The following is a 17,414-nucleotide window of genomic DNA, read 5'->3' on the forward strand; positions in this document are numbered from 1 at the left end:
AGAGGTTACTTCAACGCTTTTTTCAGTTCCACAGCAGCATAGAAGAGTGCTGACTGTACTTCCGGGATTTGCGCCAGTGGGTTAAGTAAACCATAATCGTGTATCATACCTGAATAACGTACTACAGATACAGGTACGCCTGCTTCATTCAGCTTTCGTCCATAAGCTTCTCCTTCATCCCGCAGTACATCATTTTCAGCCGTCTGGACCAGTGTTGGGGGAAGGCCTTTCAACTGTTCAGTCGTGGCTCTTAACGGAGACGCGTAGATTTCGTTCCGTTGACTGGCATTCGGTATATAATTGTCCCAGAACCATTTCATCATATTCTTTGTCAGGAACCTGTCGCTCGCATACTGGTTATAGGAAACCGTTTCAAAATTGGCATCAGTAACAGGCCAGAACAGTACCTGTGCCTTTAATTCAGGCCCTTTTTTATCTTTGGCCATTAGCGCTACTGCTGCCGCAAGATTGCCTCCTGCACTGTTACCGGCAATCGCCAGGCGTTTGCCATCTACATTGATTGCGTCACCATGTTCCGCTACCCATTTGGTAGCTGCATAACACTCATTCACTGCCACAGGGTATTTTGCTTCGGGTGAACGGGTGTATTCTGCATGTATGGCAACAGCGCCGGAATTAACAACCAGGTCACGGATGAAGCGCTTATGTGTAGGGAAATCCCCGATCACCCATCCACCACCGTGGAAGAACATGAAAGCGGGTAATACGCCGGTAGCTCCAGCCGGACGCACAATAAAGAGCTTTACTGTTATCCCGTCCTGGGTAATGGTCCTTTCACTTACTTCTATACCGGATACATCTGCATTTACAGATGTTTGCGCCCCTTCCAGTACCTTGCGGGCATCAGCAGGTTGCATTGTCTCCATAGGTTTGCCCCCACTGGTGTTCAGGGCCTTTAAAAATGCTTTTGTCTGTACTTCAATAGCAGGATCAGTAGCGTAGTCAGCTACTTCTGTTCCGTTTTTCATCTTTGCTTCATTTTGCGGTGAGGAATCAGATTGCTTCTGGGAACTGGCATTGCCGCAACTGGTCAGCAGCAATGCCAGGATGATCAGGTATGTAAGTCTCATGGCAACGTTTTTGTTCTCAAAGGTACCGGTGCCGCAAAATGAAGTCAATTGACAAATGCAATGAGCATTTGTATAAATCAAAGATGTAACGATATAATATCCTTTTTGGGTTGTCTTTATTTTCAAAAACGTTCCTGATCAGCAAAGGTTGCATACATATTATAAGTTCTGCTAACCCAGGGCATGTATAAATTTCTCAACAAAATCCAGTACCGCAGCATCCAGCGCTTTCATATTAGGATAGGCATCACTGATCTTGAATAGCTTCCGGTAGCCATTATCGCCATTACCATGTCCGGGATCAAATAAAGTTTCCCATCCAATACGCTGTAGCTCCTGTGTGAGAGGTGGCCTGCCTTCGGGCGAGTGGAGCGTTGTATTCCAGAAATCCAGCCCCGCACTGCCATCTTCATTGAACCATACGTCCAGTTTAAAGTGATTGTCTTCCGGGCAATAGTTTTCGAAACAGTAGTAATTCTCTTTATACCGGTACAGTTGGCGGAAAGGATGATATTTACCATTAATAGCTTTAATAAAACATTCAGCTCTGTAAGCAGTCATTTGAGACATAAGTTCCATCACTAACAAAGCCTGTTGCAGGTTATTGCTCTCACTCAGGAAATCATATAGCTGAGCTTTCTGGGCAGTTTCCATATGTTTATTTGAAAGATGTTTCAATAAATTTATATACTGTTGAAGGAACGACCGGCTATCTGCATGCGCACTTGCCTGAACACAGGGTACCAGCCAGCCATTGAGCAGGTCAGTCGCTGTATTAACAAAACAACCAATGTTGTATACAAGATGATCTATTCTTGCGTTGGATTTGGGAGCATACTTTAACCCGTCTGCAGACAGGTATATAATAGCCACGACAGTGTAGTTCCCATTTTTTTCAGCAAACCGGTGATACCGCTCCAGCTGGTCCTCCATATCCTGGGCGCCGTTGATCTTATTTTCAATGATGATAGCTTTCCTGGATACTTCATCCTTTATCAATACATCCAGCCTGCCTTCCTCCCGGGTTACCCTGGTATGACAGAAATCTTCACATGAAACCAGGATCTGATACTGCTCCCGTAAATACGTTATGAAAAGATGCAGATAAAGGAAACCTTCCTGGTGCTCCCTTCCGGGATCAAGCAGGCTTGCCAGGATATCCGAATGGAAGTTTTCATGATGACGGCCATTGGAGGTGACAGAGAAAAGATTAAAGCCCACCGACCTCTTTTCTCGTTTCACCTGGCGGTAACCATCGGCAATTGCTCCCCACTGAGGATGGTATAAGAATGGGAACTGATCTGTTATCATATTTAATTTAACAGAAAGGGGAGAAGGTTTGTTCTCTTGACCAACCCGGGGCAATTACCTCTTCTCTCAAAACCAGCCGCGCAGCATAGACAAATCCTTCCTAAAAAGAACGGGTTTTGCCGAAGGCAAAACCCGTTCTTTTTAGCTGTTTCATCCGTCTGAAATACAGCCGGGACCGCTTTATGATATAAATTAATTAAGCCATCACATAACCAGGCACCATACCACAACCCTCACGCTCTTCATTGAACATCATTTTCATACTACCTACCATATTCAGGTCGCTGTTTGTCTGGTTAAGACATACTTCCTGACCCTGGGCATTCTTCAGTACAAGTGATGAATACAATACTCCCTTCTGATGGCCGCCTATCACAAGATTTATATTGGTAGAATCGATCGCCATTTTGTAGTTATCCGTTTGTGAAAGGCAGATTACCACATCACAACTATGTTCATTCTTAAGTATTGCAGCTACTTTGCTGGCAGCTTCAACGGGAGGCAGGCAGGTAACGCCACTGGCAGCAGGTAATTGAGGCCCCACACCAGTCACCCCTATCTTTAACTGGCCTATATACACGATCTTATACGGTACTACTTCGCGCACCAGCGTTTTATCTGTAAATCGGTAATTACAGTTCACCAGGGCAAATTGTATATATGGTATCAACGCAGCCAGGCCTGCCTGTCCGTTTACCAGTTCCCTGCTACCTACATTGGCAACGTGATAACTGACTTTATTCATAGCCTGTACCATTTCAATACCCGTATGACCGGTAAAATCTCCGGCGTCCAGCAACAGGTTTTCATTGCCGGTCGGCAACAGGTCCGGGAGCGCACCCTGCAGGTTGCTTGTATGCCATATCATTAACTCACGGTTGTTACCGGGAATATAAATGTTGCCTGCTGTAATAGAAGCCAGGGATTTAATAGAAGGGGGGACCAACAGAATGCCTGTGGATAGCAGCGTGTTGCGCAGAAAGGAACGGCGTTCTTGATTCATAAATATAAGGATCTGGGAAAGAATGAAACAAAGATAATCACTGTTATCCGGATTTTCATTGATAAAATAAATATTGTATCTGAAGGAAATAAACTATATTTTTGCGGCAGCATTCGTTACGTACGTATTTATCCAGGACAATATCCCTAACGTGAACTCAATTCAATGGCAGAAACACCCTTCCTTTCAGAGATCGTTATGGTCTCTTTCAATTTTGCCCCTAAAGGTTACGCATTGTGCAACGGACAATTATTACCTATCAATCAGAACCAGCCACTGTTTGCTTTGTTAGGCACTACTTTTGGCGGTAATGGACAGACTAACTTTGCTCTTCCTGACCTTCGGGACCGTGCGCCCATGCATGAAGGCAACGGATACACTTTAGGAAGCAAACAGGGTGCAATGGCCAATACCCTTAATATGGGAACTATGCCGCAACACAGCCATCCGGTAACGGCAACACTTACATTGCCAACAGGGGGCGCACCAACCACCACTTCATCAGACAGTACTTTCTTTGCAACGGCGCCGGCTGGCAGCCCCGGGTTCAGCCCCGTGGCAGATGAAAAAATGGCTACGGTACAGGCTTATGATATGGTAAGAGATCCCGCAGGAGCCCCTTTGCTGAGCACTGCTAATACAACGGCACAAACTCCTTTTAATAACGTAATGCCATACCTGGCTATCAATTTTATTATTGCCCTGCAAGGTATTTTCCCTTCTGAAACCTAATTATATTCATTATGGCAGCAACAGACCGCTATGTCGCTGAGATCATTATAGTACCTTTCAATTTTGCGCCGAAAGGTTACGCTACCTGTAATGGACAGTTACTGCCCATTTCACAGAATACCCCGCTGTTTGCACTTCTGGGAACTGCCTTCGGAGGTGATGGAAAGAGCACCTTCGGTCTTCCTGACCTCATGGGCAAGGTTCCCATCGGAGCAGGCCAGGGACCGGGTTTATACCTGCATAGCCTTGGCGAGCAGGGCGGAACTGAGGAGGTTACTTTGACTACCAACGAACTACCTTCGCATACGCACAATATTCCCGAGCAGGAATTATCATTTCCCGCAGGAGCCAACAATAATACCAATAACCCTATGGGCAATTATCCGGGTACTTCATCAGCTACACCTCTGTACAGTGCTACTGTAGGTAGCGGTGCTATCCCCGTCCATGCGTCTTTGCAATTGAGGGCCGCAGGCAATTCTGCTCCGGTATACAATGTTCAGCCCTCATTAACACTCAAATTTCTGATTGCTATGCAGGGAGTATTCCCTCCACGTTCATAATTTAAAGATTCAAACTATGCCTGCTTTTACAGGAGAAATAAGAATGTTTGCGGGAGATTTTGAGCCAGCGGGCTGGCTTTTCTGTGATGGACGATTGCTTAACATTTCTGAGTATGAAACTCTCTTCCTCGTCATAGGTACCACCTATGGTGGTGATGGAGTGGAAACATTCGGTCTTCCTGACCTGCGTGGAAGAGTGCCGGTACATCAGGGAAGTTCGTTTACACTGGGAGAAAATGGAGGAACAGAAACAGTAACGCTGATACCCAACAACCTTCCTGCTCACCAGCACCTGGTTGCCGGGGCGGTATATATCCCTTCCCTCGGACAAAATCCCGGCAAATCCCTCGTACCTGATAACACTTATCCGTCAATTGTTACAGGCACACAGCTTTACAGCACAGGTAAAACAGATACCAGCCATCTGCCTCCTTTGAAGGTCATCCCATCCAGCGGAGGTAATATGATGACTGTAACTCCGGTAGGGAACAGTCAGCCCTTTGATAATATGCAGCCCTATATTGTTGTGAACTTTATAATCAACCCGGCTGGGGAGTTCCCATCGCAAACATGATCCAGCACAAGCCAGTATGAAGATAGGAGCACTTTTACCAAGATCAACCTTCCAGCCTTTGCTTTATCATAATTTCCAGCAAGGGTTGCAGGCATACCTGCAATACAGGCAGGTACCGGCATCGCTGATCACGGCTCATATAGGTTTTGGAACAGAACCGGAAAAGATGCTGGCTGAAGCTGAAAAAATGTTGCTGGAACAGCAGGTAGATGTCCTGGTGTTATATGCCGACCAGGAATCGGTACAGAATATCGCATCACTGGCACGGTCTCTCAACCGCCTGGTATTGCTGGTGCATAACGGCGCCAAATATCCGTATGATTGGGAACCCCATCCCGTAGTACTATCCCACACGCTTAACAATACTGTTCAATGCCGGCTTACAGGTCAATACGCCGCAGGTCTGTTAAAAGATGCTGCCGTATGCACATCTTTTTATGACGGGGGATATTCGCACAGCCATGCCCTCACACAGTCATATGCTGACTGCGGAGGTAACATTGCCTATAACTTCGTCAGCCAGTACAAAGTACAGGAGTTCAATTCAGCTCCCCTGCACGATTTCCTGACGGCCAACACACAGGTACAGGCATTACTGTCACTTTTCAACGGCGATCTCGCACATTGTTTCCTTCAGCAGTTGCAACAACTGGATCATGCAAAGAACTTACAGGTATTTGCCAGCCCTATGCTGCTGGACGAAACCCTGCCTGCTGTTTATGGAGAACTCAGATTACCTTTCCGTATCAGCGGATATGTACCCTGGACATCTTCTATTAACAATGACGCCAACAGCCAACTGAAAGAACAATTCCTGCATTTCACCGGCCGTGAGGCCAACCTGGCCGGCATGCACGGGTGGGATACCGGTCTGATACTGGAACATATTTTTAATACTGCAAACACACATAACTTCCGGGCAAAGGACATACTGGCCGGTCTTGGTAATGTTACGCTCAACAGTCCCCGCGGACCCATGCGCATCGATACAGCCACACACCATATGCTTACCCCCGCATGGCTGGTAGAAGCAAATGAAGTGTTTGAACCGGAAGTGAAAGGGAGGGTAGATAATACAGCAACGATATGGCAGGAAATAGTGAATGATAAGACCGTAACACGAACTTCCGGATGGATTAACACCTATCTCTGTGCCTGAGCTTATTTACAGATAATTCACGATCCGCCACGGCGGATCTATATCAATACATTTTTCTTATACCAAAGGCTTCCCAATAGCTATGAAGTTAACGTTACTCCGGATTGTAGTTTATTTGTTACTGCTCAGCAGTACTGTTCAATATGTGCAGGCGCAGACCATCACCGCCGGCGATCTGCTGTTTACCGGTATCAATACCTTTGATGACGATAACAATGGCAGTACACAGAACGATGCTTTTTCGTTTGTATTTCTCCGTAATTGCCCTGCTAATACAGAAATTTATTTTACAGATCTGGGTTGGACCGGAACCGGCTTTCAGTCCACCTCCTGTGCCGCCAATACTGGTTCACAAACAGATGGCGTCATCAGATGGTCCTCCGGCTCCACTCTGATCAAGGCCGGTCAGCAGGTGGTCATCTCCTGTAAATATTCTCCCTCAGCTACAATAGGGACAGTCACGAATATCACAGCTACTAAAGCTTCCAGTTCACAGTATATCAGCCTTGGCCTTGCCGGCGATCAGCTGTTTGCCTTCACTGGCACCGTTGCTGCACCGAGTATCATTGCTGGTATCAATATAAACAGGAAGACCTGGGAAACATCGCTCGATCCCTGTGATTTTACTTCTTCTTCTTCCGTAAAGCCAGCAACAACTGCGCTGCTGAAATTCCCGGATCTAACCACCGTAAATGCAAGATATAATTGCAATACCACTGTAGGTTCTTCTGCCAGGCTGCGCAGCCTGATACTGGATACGTTACAATGGAACAAAGACAATACGCTTTCAGCGCCGGCGCCTACAGCATTCAGCCTGAAAAATACCGCTCCCTGTAACCTGACTATCGTAAACCCGGATGCGGGAGGTATCGTATATGTCAACAAACAATCCGCTACACCCGGCGATGGCAGCAGCTGGACCAGCCCCCTGCCTGAGCTGCGGGACGCCCTCAATGCAGCCGCAGATCCAGCAAACGGCATTAGCCAGGTATGGGTAGCCAAAGGCACCTATAAGCCTGCTGCCACGGCAGACCCGGCGGCTTCATTTACTATAACCTCAGCCCTTTCCGTATATGGCGGCTTTGCTGGTAACGAAGCAACACTGAATGCACGTAATATACCGGCTAATCCCGTTATACTCAGCGGCGACCTGGCAAGTGATGATATCCTGAATAACGGTATTGTGCTGCAACCCTCAGATATCAGGGGAACCAACAGCTATCAGGTAATGACCATCGGTAATGTCAGCGGCCAGGTGGTACTGGACGGCCTGATCATTACGGGCGGAAACGCTACCGGCGCAACGGTCGACAAGCAATCAGGTGCAGGTCTTTACTGCTCTGACGCCAACGTATCTGTTACAAACACACGCTTCCATGGCAACGCCGCTAACCTGGGCGGAGGCGCTATATATAATACCGGCTCGCGTACCATGCAACTTACCAACAGCGTTATCTCCGGCAACGGAAGTGCTCAACAGGGCGGGGCTATCCAGAATGCAAACGGTACCCTGCGGTTGATCAACGCTACTATAAGCGGCAATACCGGCTTTACACAGGCAAGTGGTGTGGCAATGTCCAATGGCAGCCTTGTAGCATACAATAGCATTATATCAGGCAATACATCAGCCTGGGCGGGTGTCACAGACATTTATTTCTCCGCTACTGCTACAAAGGATATTAACTATTCAATACTGGGTGATCAGTATTATACCAATACTACCACGCAACAAACTACGCCCGCTGTAACATTTACAGACGCCGCTAACGGCGACCTGCGGCTCACACTGACCAACTTCGCCATCAACAGGGGCGATCCGCAGACCAACAACAGCGGCTACACAGCGCAGGCCGGTACACTGGACCTCGGCGGACAAACACGTATCAGCAATACCGTGATTGACCTGGGCGCATATGAGATCCAGGCCCAGGCACAGACCATCACCTTCCCGACACTTGCTCCTGCTACCTATGGCGATGAAAACATCGCTCTACAGGCAACCACCACCGGCGATGCTACCATTACCTACACATCGGGTAATACAGCCGTAGCACAGATAGTTAACGGTAAGATCAAAACTACCGGCGCAGGCACAGCCGTCATCACAGCCAATGCAGGCGCCACCAACACATATCTGCCGGCAACCGCTACACGTACCATTACCGTTAATAAAAAAGGACTGATAGTTACAGCTGATGATAAACAACGGTCATACGGCGTCAACAACCCTGCACTTACATATACTTACAATGGATTTGTATACACCGAAGATGCCACCGTGCTGACAGGTACGCCACAGCTCAGCACCATTGCAGATGCAACCAGCGCACCAGGTACCTATCCTATCACTGCTGCTGTTGGCACATTAAGCTCGGCTAATTACAGCTTCACCTTTACTACCGGTACGCTGACTATCAACCAGGCTTCACAGACCATCGATTTCCCCGCCATTGCAAATAAAACATATGGAGACGCTGCGTTTACGCTCAGCGCTACCAGCACCAGCGGCCTGCCTGTTACCTACAGTTTGGTAGGAGGTCCGGCTACTTTAAGCGGCAACACAGTTACCATCACAGGCACAGGTAATGTAACAATTGCTGCCGATCAACCTGGTGATGCCAACTATACAGCGGCAACAAGAGTAACACAGACATTCACCATCAACAAAGCAGCTCTTACAGTAACCGCCAATAATAAAACCAAAACATACCTGCAGGCTAACCCTGCCCTGGATTATACTATTACGGGTTTCGTGAACGGAGAGAATAACAGCGTAGTAAGTGGCACTGCCGCTATCAGCACAACAGCAGATGCCAGCAGTACACCAGGTACTTATCCCATTACTTTAGGTACAGGTACCCTGAACGCTGCTAATTATTCATTCAACCTGGTAGATGGTACGCTTACCATCGGCCAGGCATCGCAGACCATCACCTTCCCGGCTATTACGAATAAGACATACGGCGATGCTCCGTTTACACTAAACGCCAGCAGCACCAGCGGCCTGCCCGTTACTTATGCCATTACATCAGGCCCCGCTGCCATCAGCGGTAATACCCTGACTATTACCGGCGCCGGTAGTGTTACCGTAACAGCCTCACAGCCGGGAGACGCTAATTATAGTGCTGCTACAGCAGTAAGCACGACCTTCCTTGTTACTCCTGCTACACTGACGGTAACAGCTGAGAATAAACAAAGAGCCTATGGACTGGTAAATCCTGTACTTACTTACACTATTACGGGTTTCGTGAACGGAGAAGATAACAGCGTAATCAGCGGTGCTCCTGCAATCAGCACTAATGCTAATGCCAGCAGCTCACCTGGTGCTTATCCCATAGTTACTGCTACAGGTACATTAAGCGCAGCTAATTATAATTTCAGCCTGGCAAATGGTACCCTGCTCATAGCTCAGGCTTCGCAGACCATCAATTTCCCTGCTATTGCAAATAAAACATACGGGAATGCTCAATTTACACTCAGCGCTACCAGCACCAGTGGCTTACCAGTTACTTACAGTTTAGTTGGAGGCCCTGTGATTTTAAGTGGCAACACTGTTACCATCACAGGCACAGGCAATGTAACAATCGCTGTCGATCAACCAGGTGATGTCAACTATAGGCCGGCAACAACTGTAACACAGACATTCACCGTTAATAAAGCTGTGCTCACAGTAACCGCCAAAGACCTGGCTAAGAATTACCTGGCGCCCAATCCTATACTCGGCTATATCATTACCGGCTACGTAAACGGAGAAAACGGCACTGTAGTGAGCGGTACCGCAGCCCTGAGTACTACAGCAACTGTAAACAGTACGCCAGGCACATATCCCATTACAGTGGGAGCTGGTAGTCTGACCGCTGCTAATTACTCATTCAGTTTTGTAGACGGCACACTGACTATTGGCCAGGCATCACAGACCATCACCTTCCCGGCTCTTACAAACAAAACATACGGGGATGCTCCGTTTACGCTCAGCGCCACCAGCACCAGCGGGTTACCGGTTACCTATGTGGTTACATCAGGGCCCGCTATTGTCAACGGTAATACATTAACCATTACCGGCGCAGGTAGCGTAACTGTTACAGCTACACAACCGGGCGATGCCAACTATACAGCCGCTACTGCCGTAAGCAACACCTTCAATGTTGGCACAGCTACGCTGACCGTAACTGCAGATGATAAACAGAAGGCCTACGGAGTAGCCAATCCGGCGCTGACCTATACTATCACCGGTTTCGTGAACGGGGATGATGACAGTGTAATAGGCGGCGCCCCCGTACTGAATACTAATGCAGATGCCAGCAGCCTGGCAGGTAATTACCCGATCACTATCGCTGCCGGTACACTGAGTTCTGCCAACTATGTCTTCACTACTGTTAATGGTACGCTCACGGTAGGTCAGGCGCCACAAACCATCACCTTCCCGGCAGTTACCGATAAAGCATATGGAGATGCTACATTTACACTCAACGCTACCAGTAACAGCGGGCTACCAGTTAGCTACAGCATAGTTAGCGGCCCGGCCACTGTAAATGGCAATACTGTTACTATCACCGGTGCAGGTATCGTAACAATTGCTGCCAACCAGGCAGGCGATGCCAGCTATTTCCCGGCAACACAAGCCACACGGTCATTCAACGTTAACAAAGCATCGCTCACCGTTACAGCAGCAAATGATACACGTACCTATAATGGTACTGCCTATACAGGTGGTAACGGAGTAACATACGCAGGTTTTGTGAACGGAGATAACGCAGCAAAACTCGGCGGTAGCATTACATATACCGGTTCGGCTCAGGGGGCTGTAAATGCTGGTGCATACGTCATTACCCCGGCAGGACTGACAAGCAATGATTACAGCATCACATATACAGATGGTCAGCTGACCATCACAAAAGCTACCCAGCAGATCACTTTCAGCAACCCGGGCAATAAGAACCAGGGAGACCCTGACTTTACACTCGTCGCTACATCCACCTCCGGACTGTCGGTAACATTTAGCACTAATAATACACAGGTGATAAGTGTGAATGGAAACATTGCCCATGTAGGTGTGGCGGGTAGCGTCACTATCACTGCTTCACAGGCGGGCGATAATAACTATGAGCCCGCACAGGCAGTAACTCAAACAATAGAAGTAAGCGCATGGAGTGCACCGGTCATCACAGCACAAGGCAACACTACATTCTGCGCAGGTGGCACCATTACATTACAATCCAGCGAAGCTCCCGCATACGAATGGTATCGTGATGGCAGCCAGGTAGCTGGTGCAGCCGGCAGATCGCTGACAGTTAACCAGGGCGGCAGCTATACAGTAAAAGCTATCTACGGCAACTTTAGCGTGACTTCCTCCGCTGTTACAGTAGTTGTGAACCCATTACCTGATGGAGATATTCAACTGACAGGAGAATCTACTATCAGTAAAGGCGAAACAATAAGGCTCACAGCTTCCGGCGGCAGCTCTTATACGTGGAGCCCTGTCGCTGGACTGACCGACGCTCAATCGGCAGAAACAGACGCACGTCCGGCAGCCACCACTACTTACCAGGTAACTATTACTAACAATGAAGGTTGTAGCGTTACAAAAGAGATCACCATCACAGTAAAAGACGATTATCAGCTGGAGGCCACAAATATCCTTACCCCTAACGGAGATGGTAAGAACGACCTGTGGATAGTGAAGAACATTGACATGTATCCGCAGAATGAGGTGAAGATCTATGACCGGGCAGGTCGTCTCATCTACCGTCAGCAGGGTTATACCAATAACTGGAACGGTACAGTGAACGGTCAGCGGTTAGCAGAAGGTACCTATTACTATATCATAGACCTGGGGGATAATAAACCCAGATTCAAAGGATTCATTACAATCATCCACAGATACTAGACATGAAAAGATATATAAGCTACATAACATTGCTGGGCGCTTTTGCGCTCAGCAGCTACCATGCAGAAGCGCAGAGCCTGGGTAACGCACCTTCCTTATATGAGCCGATGGCAGCTCAGTACTTCCTGAACCAGTATATGGCCAATCCTGCCATGGCCGGTGTAGATACCGGCCTGCATATATTCGCCGCCTACCAGCGGCAATGGTCGGATGTTCCGGGATCTCCTAAAGCAAAGGCACTCGCGGCCGACTATATGCTGGGCAAGAGGGTAGGTTTGGGGATGAATCTCTATAATGATAAGGCCGGCCTTTTGAACAGTACAAAAGTAGCCTTTACCTATGCCTATCACCTGCCATTGAACGTGAATGGTAACAGTGTATTACACTTTGGCTTATCTGCTGCTTTCATCGCAAGAAGGCTGGATACAAAATCTGTGGTCGGAGATCCTACAGATGAAGAGATCTCTGCCTATAACCGCCGGGACAATTATTTTGAAAGTGATTTCGGTATGGCCTTCACCCGTAACGGACTTAGCCTGCAGGCAGCCATGCCTAACCTGATCAGTTATGTGAGAAATAAATCAGCCGATGTCGGTATAAACCGTTCCATCTTCTTTGCCGCTGCCGGGTATAAATTCCAGACAGGAGAGCAGCTTAGCTCTGTTGAACCTAAAATCTGTTTCCGTGGTGTAAAAGGATATGATAACATCGTGGATGTAGGCGCCAATTTCGTGTTCCTGGGCAATCTGTTGAATGCCTTTGGCATGTATCATACCTCTAAAAGTATCAGTGCAGGGGCGGGGCTTAACTATAAGTCGCTCGGAGGTGTACAGTTCACTTATACCTCACAGACTTCCGGGCTAAGCACTTATACCAACGGAATGTTTGAGCTGAACCTGATGGTAAACCTCTTCAATTAATATCTTAGCTGGCCGCAGGCCAGCCTGTTATCTCTCAAGAAAAATCTCTCTCAGAAAAAAGGGTTTTGCCGAAGGCAAAACCCTTTTTTCTGAGCAATATCCTCCTCCCATCAACTACTCTCCAAACCACAAAACACCTTCGAAAAATTCCTCTGCGCCAGATCACTCTTATGTATCACAAAATAGATCTCCCCCGCATCCCAGAAGCTAAACCCGGTATTGCTGTCAGATCCTACCCGCAATAATACCATCCAATCCTCCGGCTTCCCTTTAAACGCGTTCGCTGCTTCAATCTCCGGAGTATCATGTTGTTTGAATACATAGCTGTTAATGCTGTGTACAGGCGTAATAGCTGGGTTCAGCGCGTTTTTGAGTGCTTCCGTTTCATCGTCCATATCCTCCAGGTCTTTCAGCTCCGGAAAAGAATCTTTTATATAATCCTGTATGTTATAGAAGAACGGAATACCGGGATACTTATCGAAGGTTGCTTTGTAAGGAGTATAAATACCCCTGTCATCGAAAATATAATCTTCAGTAATATCTAGTGCTCTGGCTGATTGCAGCAAAGACATATCGCCATCATAATACATAACCAGCGGCTCAAAATCATCCTGGTCTCTTATAAAGAAATACAGGATACCGGTCCTTGGCAGGTAATCCTGCAGGTGGGCCACATCTGCACAATTAAGCTGCGAGATGAACTGCAATCCTTTAGAACTACCATCATATGAAGTAAAGGACGGGTACGAAGTACCGGCAGGTAGATCCGGCAATCCGCCAAAACGGCTGTTACCTTTTTGTTCATAATGATCTTCGTCAGTAGTAACAATAGCCACTGACTTACGGGCAAGCTCTGTCAGGCCTTGCCGGTAGAGCTGCAGGTTCTGATCTGCTATCACAGTTTCCAGTCCTTGCTGCAACTCTTTATCGTTATGAGCAAAGAATAAAGTATCGTCATAAGAAATGATGCCTTTACCATCAGCGCCTTTGTAGGAATAATCCATCATGGAAAGCTTCTTTTCCAGCTCCAGTTCCAGATGTTCTATATTTTCCAGCCCCGGAGGCAGCTTTTGCAGCGGATTTCTGCTGATGTTCAGGCTCTTCAGGTGCTTTAGCTTTGCCAGGGACGCTGGTAATGATGTAAGCTGATTATTTTCCAGCAATAGGAACTCCAGCGTGTCCGGCAGGGCAGGAGCAAGGGATTGCAGGCGGTTATTACCAAGGTAACAGAACTTTAGTTTCGGAAGCTGGAATATATAAGGATGTATGCCTTCTATCTGGCTTTCAGACAAACTGAGATGTTCCAGCTCTTTGAGATCTCCTATCCATTGCGGCAGCGTATCCACTGCAACAATGCCTGACAGGTTGAGCTGCCTGAGAGATTTATACCGTTTAAGCGGTTTGGGAAGTTCTTTCATATCAGCGGCTGACTTGTTGCCAGGAGAGAAATGAATAGCAAACGTCCGTACCTCTGTGAACGGATACAGCTGCTCATGCAGCTGGGCCGGATAAGGGTCTGTAAGCTGTATATGATGTACAATAACCGCAGACGCTGTATCAAGCTCTTCCAGGCTTGTAAACCGGTACTTATCCCACTGAATATCTTCCAGGCGGAGCTTCTTAACTACTCTTAATAAATAATCGCCGAAGTGCCCATTAATATTAAGCCATCCATCCTTTAGCGTAACCTCCCCGTTAAAATTAAAGCTGTATTGGAAACCTCCTTTCCACAGGTAAGAGCGGTGGGTATTGTCCCGTTCATCTTTAAATTTATATACTCCCGTTGGTACGCCATTGTTATATACTCCTTTGAAATTAAACTGCAGGTATACCTTCCCATTCTCATAATTATTTAAAATATGCCCGTGCCTGGTGTCATTATAATCCGGCATTTCTCCTTCCAGCTTAATATATAAGTTTCCATCGGTGTCAGAAACATACAGGCTGCTACCAGGCAGAAAACGGAATTGATTGCCATCCAGCTCCCATAGCTCCTTACCATCAGCTGGAACGGAAAAAGGAAGGGCTTCTTCTTTTTTCTCCTTTTTTGCTGGATTATTTTTCGTAGAAAGAGCATCAATAGCCGCTTGCTGTTTCGCCAGCTCCTTCGCCGGGTTACCAAAGTATTCCAGGCTTTGCCAGATACCATCAAACAGCGGCTCATAAAACTCCCGGTCCTTTATATTACAATCTCCTGAAAAGGTGTAACAATATTCAGCGCTGATCTGTACAATACCGAAGTAGAAAAAATAGCCTTCCACTGATTGCGCCATCAGGATATCAGATATAAGATCTGCTACAGGCAATCTCTTATCTGCAATAACCTCAAAGGCGCCTCGCTGTTCCAGGCAATCCTCCCGGAAGCGGGACAGGAGATCTGTACCCTGGTATTTATCATATGTACTGACTTCTCTCAGGGCAATAGATACGAGGGATAATTCATCATCTTTTATATGCTCACCTCTTATGCTCTCCCACATGGTATGTATACGTTGATAAATATCCGGGAAGTCGGCTGCGAAAGTTTCTGTAATTGCTACCTGCATAAATGATCAGATATGGTTTCTGTTGGCAAAATTTGCTGTCAAATATACTTTTTTTCTCTGGCCGGTCTCTCCTTATTATATCATTTCACTTTTATAAAGAACTCATCAAACGCCCTCAACATCTCCTCCGGCCTCTCCTCCGGAATATAATGCCCGCAATCCGGAATACTTATCGCCGTCAGATTTTCCGTACATATCCTGCTCATAGCCTTCCCCATATTTAACCCCTGCGCTTTCTCCCCGCCAATAGCCAATACCGGTATACTAAGATTCCTTAACCGGGCTTTGTTCTGAATTACACTTTCAGGAAAAGCCTGGTAATAGGCAAAACCACCAGTCAGTCGTCGTTTCCCTTTATAAGCCTGGACGTAATGATCAATATCAGCCGCCGTAATAGCATCCTTAACCGCAGATTTATTCTCAAAATACCAGGAAAGATATTCCCTCTCTTTCCCTTCCAGCAATTGTTCCGGCAACTCTTTAATAGCATGGAAATAGAATTGCCATATTTTACCGGCATTGGCAGGGGTGAAGATCTCATCCGGTATCAACCCCGGTATACCAGCATCCATCACTATCAGCGATCTCAGTCTTTCTTCATACGCTAACGCGAAGGCCGCAGCTACCCATGCGCCTATATCATGACCAGCAATATTAAACTTATCCAGTCCCAGCTCATCACACACACATTTCACAATAGCCGCAATAGCCGCCGTATCCGCACTATCTGCCGCATTATCATTCCCCATTCCGGGAAGGTCAATAGCTATAACCCGGTGCTGCTCCGCAAGCGGCTGAAATACTTTTCTCCACACATAGGACGTTTGCGGCCATCCATGTAATAATACTAAAGTATTGTCTCCCTGGCCGCCTTCGTAACAGGTAACCGGTACCTGCCCGATGGTTATTATTCTTTCTGTCATAAAATGATTTTACACGATTAAGATAATACATCAGTTTGAATTCCAGCTGCCGCTAACACCCCATTTCGTAGACACTATTCCCTTCCCCGGCTTCCTTTACAATAATTCTGACTGAGCCCGCTCAGCCTTCCAACATATTGATTATAAATTCCCTGCACCTCCGTAAATAATAATGGACAGGAGATTGCAGATGCTTTTTAAAATGATCAGATCATGGAAACGCAGCATACCCATCACTACGGAAAATTGCTTGTAATGGCCATTCTCTCTTTTTTAGCCATGTATATACTCATGTACGCAATGGTTGATACTTTCTCAAATGTATTTATGAATATAAATCAGTTTTATATGGCAGGCCTGATGACCAGCCCCATGATAATTATTGAGTTGCTTCTTATGGGATCAATGTACAGGAACAAAAAAATCAATATCTTGCTTATCGCAGGCAGTACTGCGTTGTTAATTATTTTCTTTTTATTGATCAGGCAACAGGCTGTAGTCGATGATAAGCAATTCATAAGATCTATGATTCCACACCATTCCGGCGCAATCCTGATGTGCGAACAGGCTGATATCAAAGATCCGGAGCTTAAAAAATTATCGAACAGATACGCTCCGGTCAGCAAACCGAAATCGACCAGATGAAAGCAAAGCTGAATGAACTGGAAAAATAAGAGAATGAACAGAACCACAATTTTCCACGTA

12 protein-coding genes are annotated in these 17,414 nt (G+C 46.9%); 7 read left to right on the forward strand and 5 right to left on the reverse strand.

The features are described from left to right. Nucleotides 1-5 precede the first annotated feature (5 nt). From GO493_RS06335 to GO493_RS06345, 3 genes are all read right to left on the reverse strand, one after another. Entirely contained in the window at nucleotides 6-1,091 is a 1,086-nt protein-coding gene (locus tag GO493_RS06335) for an alpha/beta hydrolase (RefSeq protein WP_232538778.1), read from the reverse strand. A gap of 171 nt (nucleotides 1,092-1,262) precedes the next feature. Beyond that, nucleotides 1,263-2,402, reverse strand: coding sequence for a PDDEXK-like family protein (locus GO493_RS06340; RefSeq protein ID WP_157305295.1), 1,140 nt, complete (start codon nucleotides 2,400-2,402; stop codon nucleotides 1,263-1,265). A gap of 196 nt (nucleotides 2,403-2,598) precedes the next feature. Continuing rightward, nucleotides 2,599-3,405, reverse strand: a complete 807-nt coding sequence (locus GO493_RS06345) for a bifunctional UDP-sugar hydrolase/5'-nucleotidase (RefSeq protein ID WP_157305296.1) — start codon at nucleotides 3,403-3,405, stop codon at nucleotides 2,599-2,601. A 165-nt stretch (nucleotides 3,406-3,570) separates the two neighbouring features. Here GO493_RS06345 and GO493_RS06350 point away from each other — a divergent pair, with 165 nt between their 5' ends. The 6 genes from GO493_RS06350 to GO493_RS06375 all read left to right on the forward strand — a co-directional run bounded on the left by GO493_RS06350 (nucleotide 3,571) and on the right by GO493_RS06375 (nucleotide 13,240). Continuing rightward, nucleotides 3,571-4,137: a phage tail protein gene (locus GO493_RS06350; RefSeq protein WP_157305297.1), complete on the forward strand. Its 567-nt coding sequence runs from the start codon at nucleotides 3,571-3,573 to the stop codon at nucleotides 4,135-4,137. Nucleotides 4,138-4,148: 11 nt separating this feature from the next. Next, on the forward strand, nucleotides 4,149-4,700 hold the full coding sequence (locus GO493_RS06355) for a phage tail protein (RefSeq protein ID WP_157305298.1): 552 nt from the start codon (nucleotides 4,149-4,151) through the stop codon (nucleotides 4,698-4,700). Between the two features lie 16 nt (nucleotides 4,701-4,716). Next, a complete protein-coding gene (locus GO493_RS06360) occupies nucleotides 4,717-5,274 on the forward strand; it encodes a phage tail protein (RefSeq protein WP_157305299.1) in 558 nt (185 codons plus the stop codon). A gap of 16 nt (nucleotides 5,275-5,290) precedes the next feature. Further along, nucleotides 5,291-6,433 carry an ABC transporter substrate-binding protein gene (locus GO493_RS06365; protein ID WP_157305300.1) on the forward strand — a complete coding sequence of 381 codons (1,143 nt, stop codon included), beginning with the start codon at nucleotides 5,291-5,293 and terminating at the stop codon, nucleotides 6,431-6,433. An 82-nt stretch (nucleotides 6,434-6,515) separates the two neighbouring features. Beyond that, entirely contained in the window at nucleotides 6,516-12,320 is a 5,805-nt protein-coding gene (locus GO493_RS06370; RefSeq protein ID WP_157305301.1) for an MBG domain-containing protein, read from the forward strand. A gap of 2 nt (nucleotides 12,321-12,322) precedes the next feature. Next, nucleotides 12,323-13,240, forward strand: a complete 918-nt coding sequence (locus GO493_RS06375; protein ID WP_157305302.1) for a PorP/SprF family type IX secretion system membrane protein — start codon at nucleotides 12,323-12,325, stop codon at nucleotides 13,238-13,240. Nucleotides 13,241-13,350: 110 nt separating this feature from the next. Here the strand turns inward: GO493_RS06375 and GO493_RS06380 are convergent, their stop codons facing one another. Both GO493_RS06380 and GO493_RS06385 read right to left on the reverse strand, forming a co-directional pair. Continuing rightward, the gene (locus tag GO493_RS06380; RefSeq protein ID WP_157305303.1) at nucleotides 13,351-15,786 is read right to left on the reverse strand and encodes a DUF1963 domain-containing protein; all 2,436 of its coding nucleotides are present in this window, start codon (nucleotides 15,784-15,786) and stop codon (nucleotides 13,351-13,353) included. Nucleotides 15,787-15,866: 80 nt separating this feature from the next. Then, nucleotides 15,867-16,709: an alpha/beta fold hydrolase gene (locus tag GO493_RS06385; protein ID WP_157305304.1), complete on the reverse strand. Its 843-nt coding sequence runs from the start codon at nucleotides 16,707-16,709 to the stop codon at nucleotides 15,867-15,869. A gap of 213 nt (nucleotides 16,710-16,922) precedes the next feature. On the opposite strand from GO493_RS06385, the gene GO493_RS06390 reads away from it, so the two are divergent. Beyond that, nucleotides 16,923-17,354: a DUF305 domain-containing protein gene (locus GO493_RS06390; RefSeq protein ID WP_198315543.1), complete on the forward strand. Its 432-nt coding sequence runs from the start codon at nucleotides 16,923-16,925 to the stop codon at nucleotides 17,352-17,354. Nucleotides 17,355-17,414 lie beyond the last annotated feature (60 nt).

It is taken from the genome of Chitinophaga tropicalis (assembly GCF_009758205.1).
GTDB classification, from domain to species: Bacteria; Bacteroidota; Bacteroidia; order Chitinophagales; family Chitinophagaceae; genus Chitinophaga; species Chitinophaga tropicalis.

Excerpts from the sequence above, each read along its gene's own strand:
- GO493_RS06345 (WP_157305296.1), bottom strand. The coding sequence starts at position 3,405 with ATGAATCAAGAACGCCGTTCCTTTCTGCGCAACACGCTGCTATCCACA.
- GO493_RS06335 (WP_232538778.1), bottom strand. The coding sequence starts at position 1,091 with ATGAGACTTACATACCTGATCATCCTGGCATTGCTGCTGACCAGTTGC.
- GO493_RS06375 (WP_157305302.1), top strand. The coding sequence starts at position 12,323 with ATGAAAAGATATATAAGCTACATAACATTGCTGGGCGCTTTTGCGCTC.
- GO493_RS06340 (WP_157305295.1), bottom strand. The coding sequence starts at position 2,402 with ATGATAACAGATCAGTTCCCATTCTTATACCATCCTCAGTGGGGAGCA.
- GO493_RS06360 (WP_157305299.1), top strand. The coding sequence starts at position 4,717 with ATGCCTGCTTTTACAGGAGAAATAAGAATGTTTGCGGGAGATTTTGAG.
- GO493_RS06350 (WP_157305297.1), top strand. The coding sequence starts at position 3,571 with ATGGCAGAAACACCCTTCCTTTCAGAGATCGTTATGGTCTCTTTCAAT.
- GO493_RS06380 (WP_157305303.1), bottom strand. The coding sequence starts at position 15,786 with ATGCAGGTAGCAATTACAGAAACTTTCGCAGCCGACTTCCCGGATATT.
- GO493_RS06390 (WP_198315543.1), top strand. The coding sequence starts at position 16,923 with ATGGAAACGCAGCATACCCATCACTACGGAAAATTGCTTGTAATGGCC.
- GO493_RS06370 (WP_157305301.1), top strand. The coding sequence starts at position 6,516 with ATGAAGTTAACGTTACTCCGGATTGTAGTTTATTTGTTACTGCTCAGC.
- GO493_RS06355 (WP_157305298.1), top strand. The coding sequence starts at position 4,149 with ATGGCAGCAACAGACCGCTATGTCGCTGAGATCATTATAGTACCTTTC.
- GO493_RS06365 (WP_157305300.1), top strand. The coding sequence starts at position 5,291 with ATGAAGATAGGAGCACTTTTACCAAGATCAACCTTCCAGCCTTTGCTT.
- GO493_RS06385 (WP_157305304.1), bottom strand. The coding sequence starts at position 16,709 with ATGACAGAAAGAATAATAACCATCGGGCAGGTACCGGTTACCTGTTAC.